This window comes from Phocaeicola sp. RTP21359st1_B8_RTP21360_211022 (assembly GCF_040911965.1).
GTDB lineage: Bacteria > Bacteroidota > Bacteroidia > Bacteroidales > Bacteroidaceae > Phocaeicola > Phocaeicola vulgatus.
On sequence record NZ_JBDFXP010000007.1, the window covers coordinates 14,574 to 27,538 of the forward strand.

Consider the following 12,965-nt stretch of genomic DNA (forward strand, 5'->3'; position numbering starts at 1 on the left):
GTATTTATTAATTTTCATATTAGTCTTTTTGGGACGCTAATACTTAAATTGTAAGGTTTTAAAGTCGTATTCGGTATTCTTAAAATCCAAATCCCGATAAAATTCTCTATCTATCACATAATAGATCTTACCATTTTGTCTAAATCGAGAATGTTTATAATTCAATATTAGTTGTTGTTTTTTATTTCTTTTGAAATATCTACAGACAGAACACGCTTTCAGCTCAAAAGCATCATCAATCACTTCAGGACGAATAGCTACATTAACACCTATACCTTCTTCTTTTAGTCTTACGCTAGGATAAATAATTCCATCAATTTCAGGATGAGTCTTAAATAAATGAGTTGTAAAATCAGCTGTATAAGCATAGCTGTTTTCCTCTTCTTTTTTCTCTCCAGTCAAGGAAAAATGTCGTGACAATTCTTTTAAAACGTTTATCTGTTCTTTATTGATTCTATCATCTTGCATCAGTTCTTTCCATAGTTCATAATACCATTCAAAGTCCTTCGCAGGATGTGGATAGCTATCAAATACAGGGATTACAAAAAGATTAATCTCTCTCTTATTCAGCCAAAGTGAATAAGTCAAATCTTTCTTCCCTACAAAAGTATCATCTAAGACTTCCTTATTGGTTTCTAAAAGACATGTAAGACGTGGATTATCATTTATACAGAAGTTTGAAAAAACAGCACCATAAAACATAGGTTGTCCATCCATATTAGCCCTTGCCAACTTAACCTTTTCTTTCGGTGGATAAGATAGATCTTTTCTATATTTGAACAATTGATTTTCTTGAGAATGCTGTCTAACCCTAATTACTTTTGTACCAATATCCAGTCTTCTGACCAAAAGTGTTATTTGGGTAATATTTGCGTAATCATTCATCACATAAGCATTTTATTCGGTAAACACTCTTACCTCTTATTATCGATTATAGATATTGTTCCAAAAGCAAAGGTACTTACCATACTTTTCACGAAAGCTATTTTTTCCGATCTTTAGTAAGATATATTCCCGAGCAAAGTAAGTGGACTTAAATCGCAAAGTAAGTGAACTTACTTTGCCCACGAACATATCTTACTTTTTTCCACACTTTTCACCAGTTTTTCACCTCCGGTCATAACCGCTTTCTCGGTCGTCTTGCCCAAGCGTTATTGATACGCGCACGGATATTACTGACAGTCTTGCCCGATACGAACAAAGGTGTGAGAGGAAAAAACAACGAAATAAAACGCTCCTTCACCATCTCTTCCGAAGTAATCTTCGGTTCCCGTTCGCCCATCTTAACTATAACCCTGGCCAGTTCCACCGCATTGGTACATTCTGCTATCTGTACCAGATAGATACGTAAATCCTCCACCTTATTTATATAAGAGAAAAGGCGCGTAGCCTCGGGAGATAAAGCAGGTTCCTTGTCCTTGCTTACATCATCCTTCTCTAGTTCCGTCTCATCACCATAATAATTCTGTGTGGCGGAAGTAGCATTGGGAAGAATCTGGTTGCTGCCTCCATAAATGTTGAAGACGATGCTGAAGTGTGTCTCACTATCCATAAGCTTATTGTTTGAATGATTCGTCAACGGGTAGTTAACGGTCAGTCAATAGCTAGTGAACGGCAGTCAACAGTTAGTAAACGATAATAAATAGATTTTTTTACGGTATTTCCCCGCATTAATTTTGTCGTGTCGGAAGGATGAACGAACATCCCGGAAACACAAAACTTTTAAACTTTATTTTATCATGATTGATTACAGTGTATTTATGATGGGCAACCCGATGGATGTCGATGCCGCCCAAAAAGCGTATGCAAAAGCTCAAGTTTCTGAAATCATGCCATTCAGCCAGTTTGTCAAACACATTGCCGACCACAATGGCGTATTCACTCGCGGAACGGTAAAAGGTGTAATAGCCGATATGTGCGAGTGCCTTGTAGAAATGCTTCTGGAAGGCAAAAAAGTACAACTGGCAGAATTAGGTAATTTCTGGATTTCTATAGGCTCGGAAGGTGCGGAAGACCTGAAGAAATTTACAGAAAGTAACATCACCGCCGTCAACATTGTGTTCACGCCGGGAGAAGACTTCCAAAATCTTCGTTCCCGCGCCGCTTTCAATCCCGTAGCAAGCCGCATAGCCCAAGCCGCCACCCTGAAGGCCGAAAAGGCCGGTAAAGGCACAGTCGACTTGGATGCCGCCAAAGGAAAGACCCCGGCTTCCACGAATGAAAACAATCCGTCATTATGATAAAATACCACGTTTTCTCGATGGGAAATGCGTCCGACAGGACGATGCCCAAGAAAGCATACGCAAAGTGTGTGCCCAACGAAACGGTTTCGCATAAGAAACTCGTAAAGGAAGTGACGGAACATCTCCGCTTTTTCCCACACGGCATGATGGAAGCGGTGCTGGAGGAAGTCTTCAACCGCCTGTCCGAGCATCTTGCCCAAGGCGACCGAGTCACCCTGGACGGCCTCGGAACATTCAGTGTCTCCCTAAAATGCGAAGGAGCCGCTTCGGAGGCTTTGTTCTCCAAGAAAAACATCAAGGGCGCGCACATCGTGTTTGCCCCGTGTCGCAAACTCAAGGAGACATTTGCAGATATGGAATATAAAATGACTCCACGAATCTTTTAACGTCATGGAACTTATATTATTCATCTATTTAAAGACAAAGCGTATGAAAAAGAACTGGAAAAATGTACTGCTGTACATCGTCCGCATCATTGAGCTGCTCATTACAGGCGCTGCCGGAGGAGCACTTGGAAGCGGCTTATGAGAACGGTTTCGTTGATTATCGTGCACTGCTCTGCCAACAAGGCGGGCAGTGCCTTGCGAGCGGAGGACATTGACCGCTACCATCGTTCATTGGGCTGGAAGTGCTGTGGTTACCACTATGTGATTCCTACAGACGGAACGATAGAAGCCGGACGCCCGGAAGAGTTGGTTGGAGCACATTGCAAGCACCACAACAGCCACAGTATAGGTATATGCTACATAGGCGGACTGGATGATGGCGGAACAACGCCGAAAGACACCCGGACGGAAGCACAAAAGGCTACGCTGAGAAAACTGATTGAACAACTGCATCAACGTTATCCCAAGGCACTGATTGTAGGCCATCATGACTTGAATCCGCAAAAAGCCTGTCCATGTTTCCATGTCACAGCTGAATATATAGATTTGCAACCTTAGTTACGTCTGTAGTCTTATCTGCCATCCATCGTCCTGCAAGGGATGTATGGATGGCTTTAATTAAACTAATCGATTTTTTCAAACGGAAACGCATGAAGATAGCTCACTGCCACCGTCATATTGCCAAAAGCGAATACCAGCCTTGTATTGCGGTGCAAACGCATGATACACCCCTCTTTCCCCCGAAAGACACCACCGGTAATACGGATTCGTTGCTTTTTCTGAAGATAGTCCTCCAAAGGCCGGTTCATCAGCTCGATATTGTAAGGCATGGATTCATACAGATAGATAAATTCTTCCATCTGACGTTGAGGAATTACCGCCGCACGGTGTGTGTTATAGTCCGTCACCAGATACTGGCGGGGAAGCATGGCAGACAGAATACATTCCAACTGCCCCAAGGGGGCACATACAAACAGCCAACCGTTGCCTTCAATCCCTTTCTCGTTCGTCAACGCATTCAGTTTCTGAGTGGAGCCGGTAGCAAAAGCCTCTTTCACCACCCGGGCAGAGTCACGGCGAGCGGTATATTCCTCTTTGGTATAAGCACATTGCTCGAAACGTTTCCTATGATCGGTGGCAGTGTAAGAAAACACCTTGAAGCAAAAAAATCTCTCTTCTACGGTACCTGATGGTGTACGAAGCCGAACAGCTTTCCTGCCACTGAAAACACTGATATAGCGTTTCAGTTCTTTGTTGGAAAGATACAGATAATACCAGCTGAGTTCAGGGTATTCTTTTCCTATTCCCGCCATTGGCGTGATTCCTTCATTTGACCCCAGGTCTGAGCTAGAAGCGATTGAACTGCAGAGCAGTAACTTAGGCGCTTCGCCCGTTATGTCTTGATTTGAAAGGAACGCTTGATTTTCAAGCTCCATACTATTTTCTGTTACCATCAAAACATTACTTTTTATGTATGTCTTTTTGGGGTTCTTTTAGTAAGAGAACCCCAAAAAGACATATACTACTGACAATAAGATATTTACATATAATCAGAGATGGATAATTTGCAAACAAATATTATAAGAATCCTTATCAGAGACTGATTCCTGAATAAAAGATTTCCGTATTTGGATTATTATAGCTACATTTGCAGCGGAATGGGGTTCTCTTACTAAGAGAACTCCATTTTTTTTATTCTAACAGATTCATTTTCAAGATAGATCCAAGAAAGACCAAAAAGGAACACATAAATTCCTTTTCCGCACTCATTAAAAGAACAAATGATAAAACGCAAAAGCGGCCACTTACGATAAAAATCGAAAGTGACCGCTAAAAAGAGATTTATTTCTCTAATATAAGGATCTAACAGTACGGAGTTACTTCACCACAAATCCTCTCTTATCCAGATAAGCTTTGAATTTATGCAAATATTCTTCATCCGGACCATCAAAGAAGGATACACCGGATGCCCCGTTATTGTACGCTTCATCCAGCGCCTCTTCAAAATTGTCCTTAATATCACCAAACATCAGTCCGGCATATATCTTGGCACGCCCATTCACCGTTTCAACGCTTTCCTTTACCGAACGCCCGATCCATTCAGGACCTTCATAATAGAATTTATTATAAATCATCGGATAATAAGCATCCAACGTCCATTCTCCCCAATCTTGGCGCACCATCTTGCGAGCCATGGACGGCCCCGGGAACACTGCGGCAGAAATAGCTTTATGATCGGCTTTCACCGCTTTGGTAATGGCATCCACCACACGAGTGATGGCATCCAGACGGAAATTGATCCAACTCTGGTTTTCCATCGGATACTTTAACTCCAACGGATCCTGTCCTGTTTTAGCTTTAAACAATTCACGGCAGACATCACAATAACAATAGTCATATTCCGGCAACTCTTCTTTCTGCTCTATACCATAGTTTTTCCATAGGCTGACAGGCAAGATTACATCCGGCATACGGACATAATCCAGATGAACACCATCCACATAAGGCTTATGGGCTTCCTTTACATAGTCTTCTGCCAGATACTCTGCCACACCTTGGTGATTAGGGCACAAGAAGCGATAATAATCCACGTAGGCCGGTTTGTCGTGACAAGACTCGCCTTTACGGTTCACGGCATACCAGTCGGGATGCTTGTCCAGCAGTTCCCTGCGGTTCATCGTCCATTTCCAATAATGTGCCTCCAGTCCGGCTTCTTTGCAAAGACGATAAATATTTTCATTGTATCCCTCGAACATGACACCCGAAATACCACATTCTTTCAACAACGCAAACCATTTTTTCCATTCGGCATCCGAACGGTTATTCAGACGCATCCACAACCAGTTTTTAACTTCACGGGCAGGTATCTTTTCTGTCCGGAAACGTCCTTCATTATTTATCACATAACGGACTCCTTCAGCAGGATTGGTTATAGCTATCTGATAGGTGTTCTGAGTCGCTTCCACCGCAATCCGGGCATCAGCCGGAAGATCTTTCAACTCTTTATCAGTCAAAAAGAATTGTTCTGTGGCACGCAAGTAGTTATGTTGTTTACTATAATTATCCTGCTGTGCGTAGAACATAGCCCATAGCAGTTTATAGATAGCCTGATTGTACGGATAAACCAACTCATCCTGCGAGATTCCCACTTGCTTGTCTACAAAATAAAGATATCCCCAACGGTCGGGCATGTGCATATCGATTCTTCCGGTAGGAGTCCATACCCAATTTTCCTCGGGTCCTTTCTCCTTCAGCCACTGTACACGCGAGAAGTTGATGCGCCAGGTGTTGCCGGCCTTCAACGGATTGTTAAAGTTCATGGTCAGCGCCTGATGAGGAATGGCCATTTCCACACTCCAATACTTATCTTTATCTTTTGATTTATTCAGTGTACCTTCACAATGGATGGCGGTCTTCAATCCGGGGCAGTCCCATTGCACCATGAAATTTCCACCCGAACGATAAGGTTTGTCCAGCATCAGGTCGAAAATCACGCCACGCGCATTGGTTTCTATTTCAAAATAATTGTGTCCGTCGCTATCCGGATCGATAAACACTTCAAAGTCATTGTCATAATAGATGATGGTATCACGCAGGGTAAGACGTGCCTTGATATCCTCTTCTTGAAGAACAGCTCCTACATATAAATATTCATCATCCCACAGCATCTTGGCGGTAGTTTCATATTTGGGAGTCGGGAATCCTTCGCCGCTTATATCTACAAACGGAGCGGTAGACGCCGCCTTCTTCCAGGAACTTTCATTCAGTTTACCATCTATTTTCAACTTTCCATCCGGACGATAACATACATAGGTACGCGGTTCGGCCAGAAAACGTTCATATTGTTCAAAAAGGCTTTGTGCCATTGCCGGAAAAGTAACCAGCAGAAGCAACAGGGTATAAATAAGTTTCTTCATCTATTTTTCTGATTCAGATTAGTTATTATCTTGCACTTGTCCCACTCCACGATAGAGTTTGATCGGTCCATCCAGCAACACGGCCAGCACGGTAATCTGCTCATCCTGTACCTGTTGGGGTACATCAATATAAAGATTGCCCGGTACTGAGTTCCAATAATTTTTATTGTAGACCTTGTAATTCAACATAGCTCCGTTACCAACCACCCATATACGGTTCACTTTGTTCATCAGCCCTTTTACTTCCACCGGACCGTTAGGTTTGTAAGGGAGGTATAAATACAGAATATCCCCCGCCTTATTCAGTGTGGTATATCCCTGGAAATGCTCGGTAGGAATCCCTGCGCGAGTTTCATAAATAGCTTCTTTATGCTTCTTGGTCCATCGGCCGAACTCCTTCAACACAGCGATCTGTTCTTCAGGAATGGAACCGTCCTCTTTCGGACCGATATCCAATAAAAGATTACCGCCCATGCTCAGGCAGTCTACAAATGTACGAAGCAAGATATAGGGTGATTTATAGTTGCTGTCTGTATGCTGATATCCCCATGAATCATTCATGGTCATACAAAGCTCCCAATATTTATCCTCGGGACGCACCACCGGCACTCCCTGTTCGGGAGTAGCATAGTCGCCATATCCCTGTATGCGCGAATTGATAATCACATTCTTATTATCCGAACGGAGCAGATCTACAATACCTTTGGAATTCCATGCTTCCGCACTTTGCTCCCAATCCCCGTCGAACCAATACAGATCCGGCTTCCAGGTTTTGTTCAGCTCCGCCAATTGTCCGAAATTGAACTTGTTGAATCTGGCCCAACGTTCAGGATCATTTTTATAACGTACTTCCGTACGGGTTTTGTTTGGGTAATCAGGATGAGACCAGTCCAATAAAGAATAATAGAAGCCAAGTTTCAATCCTTGTTTTCTTACTTCCTTTACAAAGGGAGCTATGAGATCACGTTTTGCCGGAGTGCTTTTCACGACGCTGATATCTCCTACTTTGGTATCCCATAACGCAACTCCGTCATGATGTTTGGTAGTTATCACTGTATATTTGGCTCCACTTTCTTTTATCAGATCCACCCAAGCCTTCGGATCATACTTGGAGGCTGTGAAACCTTTTTCCTGCTCCATGTATTCATCATAGGGCAGGTAGTTGTTAAAGAAGGACCAGCTTTCGGACACTCCTCTGACGGAATAAATTCCCCAATGGATAAAGATACCCAACTTGGCTTGTGAAAACCATTCCATTCTCTTGTCTTTCTGCTCGACTGTTTCATTCTGTAGCGTATCTTGTGCCCGTAAAGGAGAAGCTGCAATCAGCAGACTCAGGAACGCTAACGATAATCGGTTCTTTTTCATATATAATAGGTTTGATTAGTTAGGATAGCATGTCAGTATTATTAAAATTTACAGCTATATAATGGACAAAGATAATGTATTTTTATATTTTATTCTATCTTTGCACCCCTAAAACAGAACAAATATGAGCGCAAAGAAAAAGAAACAATCCAATAGTCCCCTGAGAGTCATCATTATTTTAGTATTACTGGGACTTTTGGCATATAAACATCAATTGTTTGACGGGAAACTGCTTGAAAATATCCCCACTATCGAAAGCAATGAAGAAAAGCCAGAAATACTGACCTCGCCCCAACATGGCGGTGCATTGGAAATTCCGATGATACAATCAAGTACAGGCGGCCAGATTCTGAAACGTAAAGGATATACCCTGTCTTATAATGCCGATTACAAAACTCCACAATGGGTGGCGTGGGAACTTACTAAAAAAGAAACAAAAGGAAAAGAAGGGCGAACAAATAAATTCTTGCCCGACCCGGACGTACGTGGAGCCAAAGCATATACGGGAGATTATACAAAATCAGGATACGACCGGGGACACATGGCCCCTGCCGCCGATATGAAATGGAACAAACAAGCCATGGAAGAATCTTTTTATATGAGCAACATTTGTCCGCAAAATCCGAATCTGAACCGCGGCGACTGGAATGACCTGGAGGAAAAGTCACGCCAATGGGCAAAAAAATATGGAGCCGTGTATATTGCCTGCGGACCTATATATGATACTAAACGCCCCAAAAGAATTGGCAACAATAAAGTGGCAGTCCCCCATGCTTTCTATAAAGTCATATTGATAAATGATAAGAAAAATCCGCAAGCCATAGGATTTATTTTCCCCAACAGCGCCGGACATAAGCCACTGAAGAAATATATGGTAACAGTAGACAGCGTAGAGAAAAGAACGGATATCGATTTCTTCCCTGCCCTGCCGGATGAAATAGAAAACAGAATCGAAGCGGAGTTGGTACAAGAATTACCGTAGTCTATCACACATACGCAGGCATGAAACGATACATACGTATGTATACCCCCACACATACGTATGTGTGGGGGCACACGAACGTACGGGTTTTATTTCACTTCCAGCACTACGATAGACTTGGCAGGAAGAGTCACTTTCAAGCTTCCTTTATTGACCTTTGCTCCGGTAAATTCTTTCGGGGCAACCACATTCGGTTTCTCGAAACTATTGTAATCACCTATATTGTTAGCAGTCAGAATACGGCCGGTAACACTCTTGGCCTTTACCTCACCCAAGTTCAACTCTATTTCCTGCGATTCCTGCAAATCCACATTAGACAAGGAAATATGAATCAAACCGTTTGCATCCCGTGAAGCTGTAGCACTTACCATCGGGACAATACGGTCGTCGCGTACAATCTTGCGTTCACAGTTCAGTTCCAAAGGAAGATAAGTAGCATCCTGATGCACTTTATACATTTCAAAGACATGGTAAGTCGGTGTCAGAACCATCTTGTCGTCCTTTGTCAAAATCATAGACTGAAGCACATTGGCAATCTGGGCAATGTTTGTCATCTTGATGCGATCCGTATATTTATGGAAAACATCCAGTGTCAAAGAGGCCACGAAAGCATCGCGCAACGTGTTCTGCTGATACAGATGTCCACGGACAGTTCCCGGCTCTTCATCCCACCAGGTTCCCCACTCGTCCACCATCAAACCGATTTGCTTCTTCGGATCATATTTATCCATAATTGCCATATGCTTCTTCAGCACCGGTTCTATTTCCAGACATTTGCCCATAGTCCAATAATAATCATCATCAGTGAACTGTGTAGCCGATCCTTTGCTTCCACTCCATCCCATCACTGTATAATAATGTAAAGACACACCGGCCATACGGTGACCTACATTCTTCATCAGTACTTCTGTCCAGTTATAGTCATAATCACTGGCACCACTTGCAATCTTGAACAAGTGATTGCCATCATAGTCACGACAATAAGTGGAATAACGGCGGTACAAGTCTGCATAATATTCAGGACGCATACTGCCTCCGCATCCCCAACTTTCATTACCTACCCCAAAGAATTTCACTTTCCATGGTTTTTCACGACCGTTCTCCTTACGCAGTTTCGCCATCGGGCTACCTTGTTCGGAAGTCATGTATTCCACCCATTTCGCCATTTCTTCCACACTCCCACTTCCTACATTACCGCTGATATAAGGCTCACAACCTATCAGCTCACACAAGTTCAGAAATTCATGTGTTCCGAAACTATTATCTTCCACTGTACCTCCCCAATTGTTATTGACCATTCGGGGGCGGTTCTCTTTCGGACCGATACCATCCATCCAATGATATTCATCGGCAAAACATCCGCCCGGCCAACGAAGCACCGGCACTTTCAAGTCTTTCAATGCCTGAAGCACATCATTACGATAGCCTTGGGTATTGGGAATTTTAGAATCCTCACCTACCCACAAGCCTCCATAGATACAGGTTCCCAAATGCTCTGCAAATTGCCCGTAAATATGTTTACTGATGATTTCTTTCCCTTGCTCGGGATGTACATTGATAGTCGCTTTCTGTTGGGCAAATACCGGCATTGCAGCGAACAATGCCAAGCCCATAAGTGCATTTTTCATGATTAAAAATAAAATAATTAATTATACTATATTTGCGTTCTCGTTTTTCGTTTGGTCAAATTTACACATTTTACATCAACCGGATAGTGGACAAAATTGTATTTTTAGGGGTACAAAATCGTCAAAAGTAGAAAAGAAACGGATATTTGCCTATATTTGCATACAAAAAAGCCCGATAGACTAAAATGAATAAAAAGAAGCGTACTATTGTATGGATTGTTATCCTTATCATTATCCTGACAGGAGCAGGCGGTGCAGGAAGTATATATTACTATTTCTTTGCCAAACAATTCCAACTTACAAAAACCACCTATATTTATATAGACAGAGATGATAACCTGGATTCTGTATACCATAAAATAATCCGGAACGGACATCCTAAAAGTATGTTCGGTTTTCAATATCTGGCAGAAAAAGAGAAGTATGGCGACAATATACGGACAGGACGTTACGCTCTCAATCCATCGGACAATATGCGCTACCTCTTCCGACGTCTTTCCATGGGATACCAGACTCCCATTAATCTGACTGTACCCAGTGTACGCACCGTGGACAGATTAGTGCGGGCCGTTTCGCGCCAGCTCATGATTGATTCTCTGGATATTGCCAAATTAATTTCCGACAGTGCTTACTGTGCACAAATGGGATATACCCAAGAGACACTACCCTCCCTTTTTATTCCTAACACTTACGAGGTTTATTGGAATATGAGTGCTGACGCTTTCATGAAACGAATGCAAAAAGAACATGCTGCCTTTTGGAATAATGACAGGCTGAAAAAGGCTCAACATATCGGACTTACTCCTGAAGAAGTGTCCACCCTGGCCTCTATCGTGGAAGAAGAAACGGCCAATGGTCCCGAAAAGCCCATGGTCGCAGGACTTTATATTAACAGATTGAATAAAGGGATGTTGTTGCAAGCAGACCCGACGGTAAAATTTGGTTTACAGGAATTCGGACTGAAACGCATTCTTTTCAAACATCTGGAAGTGGATTCTCCTTATAATACCTACAAACATGCAGGTTTACCTCCGGGACCTATCCGAATCCCATCCATCCAAGGATTGGAAAGCGTACTGAACTATACACAGCATCATTATATTTATATGTGTGCAAAAGAAGATTTCTCAGGCACTCATAATTTCGCTGTCACAGCAGCCCAGCATCAAGCTAATGCAAGACGCTATCAACAAGCGTTAAACCGGCGAAAAATAAAATAAAAGGAGCGGACTATAGGTCCGCCCTCCCAATGGATTATTTAATGTGTATCTATAAATCTTTCAGCAACCTTCCTTTGTATTGTCCTTTTTTCCCGGTCATCTTTCCATATTCCACTGCATGTACCGGACAAACATGGTAACAAGCCAGACATTGAGTACAGTTACCTCCCCAAACGGGACGATCCGTCACTGTTATATTGCCCACAGGACAAACCTTCTCACACTTCTTACAACCAATGCAGGCTTCCGTTGCATGAAAAGGCTTGGGAGACATCAGAAAAGCATTGAAAAGAGGGCGCAGCAAATAGGATTTAGTAAATGGAAGCGCACCTTCATGACAATTATATTGTTTCATTTGAGCCCTTGATGTAATTTCTTCGTTGATAAAACGCACACGGGCAACAGCATTCTGTACTTTCTGGGTTTCTATATCTTTATCATCTACATCAAAACCGGGCAAAGAAACATACGTATTCGGCATAGTAACCGAATAGCCGGCAACACATTGCCAACCTTTCCGGGTAACGGCAGAAGAAAAAATTTGTGCAGTCCGGCCTGTATCATCTCCGCAAGTACAGACAAAGAAAAGGTATCCCGGCTTATCCAACTTTAGCTGATGAATAAAACGAAGTACTATCTTGGGAGGGCCCCATGCATATACAGGAAAAACAAAACCTACTTTTTCCCCTTCTTTCAGCTTATACGCTTTGTTCCTGTCTATTTCCATAGCTATGGACAACAATTCCTCATTCTGTCCTTCCGCCAGCTGCCTTGCCACCCAAGCCGAATTACCTGTACCTGAAAAATAAAATATCATATCCGTACTATTTTTATAAAAAGAAGCGATGCTAATCTTTTGAATTAGCATCGCCTTATAATGAAGCCGCACCAGTGATGCGATGAAACTCCGAATGACAGGTTTTGAGTGCTCTCCTCCTTTGTAATCCACCGGCATAAATGCTACCCGAAGGCGTGGCCCGCCATTGGAAGATGAAGCTATGTCTCGGTTTTCAGATTAGTTTGATGAGTTTCCCAATCCAACTAATGCGGCTCGCTTTTCATCTCTTTCCGTATGACAAATATACGTCCTTTTTATGATATAAACAAGAGTATAGCAGAATTTGTTTGTTAAAAATAATAAGCAAGAAAATAACTCTCTGTAATTCTGCTTATTGTTGTTTCCATTTCTTAAGGAAACATCACAAGGCATCCGCAATAAAA

The 12,965-nt window shown here is 42.5% G+C and carries 13 protein-coding genes; 6 read left to right on the forward strand and 7 right to left on the reverse strand.

The window, feature by feature from the left end; all coding sequences use genetic code 11:
* Positions 1–36: 36 nt before the first annotated feature.
* On the reverse strand, positions 37–885 hold the full coding sequence (locus AB5062_RS05080) for an RES domain-containing protein (protein ID WP_022508254.1): 849 nt from the start codon (positions 883–885) through the stop codon (positions 37–39).
* A gap of 232 nt (positions 886–1,117) precedes the next feature.
* The gene (locus tag AB5062_RS05085) at positions 1,118–1,552 is read right to left on the reverse strand and encodes a hypothetical protein (RefSeq protein WP_022508255.1); all 435 of its coding nucleotides are present in this window, start codon (positions 1,550–1,552) and stop codon (positions 1,118–1,120) included.
* A 187-nt stretch (positions 1,553–1,739) separates the two neighbouring features.
* Here AB5062_RS05085 and AB5062_RS05090 point away from each other — a divergent pair, with 187 nt between their 5' ends.
* From AB5062_RS05090 to AB5062_RS05105, 4 genes are read left to right on the forward strand one after another with little or no spacing between them, the layout of a single operon-like run.
* Positions 1,740–2,240, forward strand: coding sequence for an HU family DNA-binding protein (locus AB5062_RS05090; RefSeq protein WP_012055996.1), 501 nt, complete (start codon positions 1,740–1,742; stop codon positions 2,238–2,240).
* Positions 2,237–2,629, forward strand: a complete 393-nt coding sequence (locus AB5062_RS05095; protein WP_032945310.1) for an HU family DNA-binding protein — start codon at positions 2,237–2,239, stop codon at positions 2,627–2,629. Before AB5062_RS05090 ends, AB5062_RS05095 begins: the two co-directional genes overlap by 4 nt.
* 4 nt (positions 2,630–2,633) lie before the next feature.
* Positions 2,634–2,771 (forward strand): hypothetical protein, encoded by a 138-nt coding sequence (locus tag AB5062_RS05100; RefSeq protein ID WP_005847132.1) that lies wholly within the window; start codon positions 2,634–2,636, stop codon positions 2,769–2,771.
* Complete coding sequence (locus AB5062_RS05105; RefSeq protein WP_005847130.1) at positions 2,768–3,187, forward strand: N-acetylmuramoyl-L-alanine amidase; 420 nt, start codon at positions 2,768–2,770, stop codon at positions 3,185–3,187. The genes AB5062_RS05100 and AB5062_RS05105 overlap by 4 nt, the downstream gene beginning before the upstream one ends.
* 65 nt (positions 3,188–3,252) lie before the next feature.
* Here the strand turns inward: AB5062_RS05105 and AB5062_RS05110 are convergent, their stop codons facing one another.
* From AB5062_RS05110 to AB5062_RS05120, 3 genes are all read right to left on the reverse strand, one after another.
* The gene (locus AB5062_RS05110) at positions 3,253–4,083 is read right to left on the reverse strand and encodes a hypothetical protein (protein WP_032952374.1); all 831 of its coding nucleotides are present in this window, start codon (positions 4,081–4,083) and stop codon (positions 3,253–3,255) included.
* Positions 4,084–4,506: 423 nt separating this feature from the next.
* Positions 4,507–6,546: a sugar-binding protein gene (locus AB5062_RS05115; RefSeq protein WP_005847125.1), complete on the reverse strand. Its 2,040-nt coding sequence runs from the start codon at positions 6,544–6,546 to the stop codon at positions 4,507–4,509.
* A gap of 18 nt (positions 6,547–6,564) precedes the next feature.
* The gene (locus AB5062_RS05120; protein ID WP_005847124.1) at positions 6,565–7,914 is read right to left on the reverse strand and encodes an alpha-L-fucosidase; all 1,350 of its coding nucleotides are present in this window, start codon (positions 7,912–7,914) and stop codon (positions 6,565–6,567) included.
* Between the two features lie 124 nt (positions 7,915–8,038).
* Here AB5062_RS05120 and AB5062_RS05125 point away from each other — a divergent pair, with 124 nt between their 5' ends.
* Positions 8,039–8,896 (forward strand): DNA/RNA non-specific endonuclease, encoded by an 858-nt coding sequence (locus tag AB5062_RS05125; protein ID WP_005847122.1) that lies wholly within the window; start codon positions 8,039–8,041, stop codon positions 8,894–8,896.
* Positions 8,897–8,985: 89 nt separating this feature from the next.
* Here the strand turns inward: AB5062_RS05125 and AB5062_RS05130 are convergent, their stop codons facing one another.
* Positions 8,986–10,509 (reverse strand): alpha-N-arabinofuranosidase, encoded by a 1,524-nt coding sequence (locus AB5062_RS05130; RefSeq protein ID WP_005847120.1) that lies wholly within the window; start codon positions 10,507–10,509, stop codon positions 8,986–8,988.
* 200 nt (positions 10,510–10,709) lie between these two features.
* On the opposite strand from AB5062_RS05130, the gene mltG reads away from it, so the two are divergent.
* Entirely contained in the window at positions 10,710–11,744 is a 1,035-nt protein-coding gene (mltG, locus tag AB5062_RS05135) for an endolytic transglycosylase MltG (protein WP_012055998.1), read from the forward strand.
* A gap of 49 nt (positions 11,745–11,793) precedes the next feature.
* On the opposite strand, the gene AB5062_RS05140 is transcribed toward mltG, so the two are convergent.
* On the reverse strand, positions 11,794–12,561 hold the full coding sequence (locus AB5062_RS05140) for an EFR1 family ferrodoxin (RefSeq protein ID WP_005851391.1): 768 nt from the start codon (positions 12,559–12,561) through the stop codon (positions 11,794–11,796).
* Positions 12,562–12,965 lie beyond the last annotated feature (404 nt).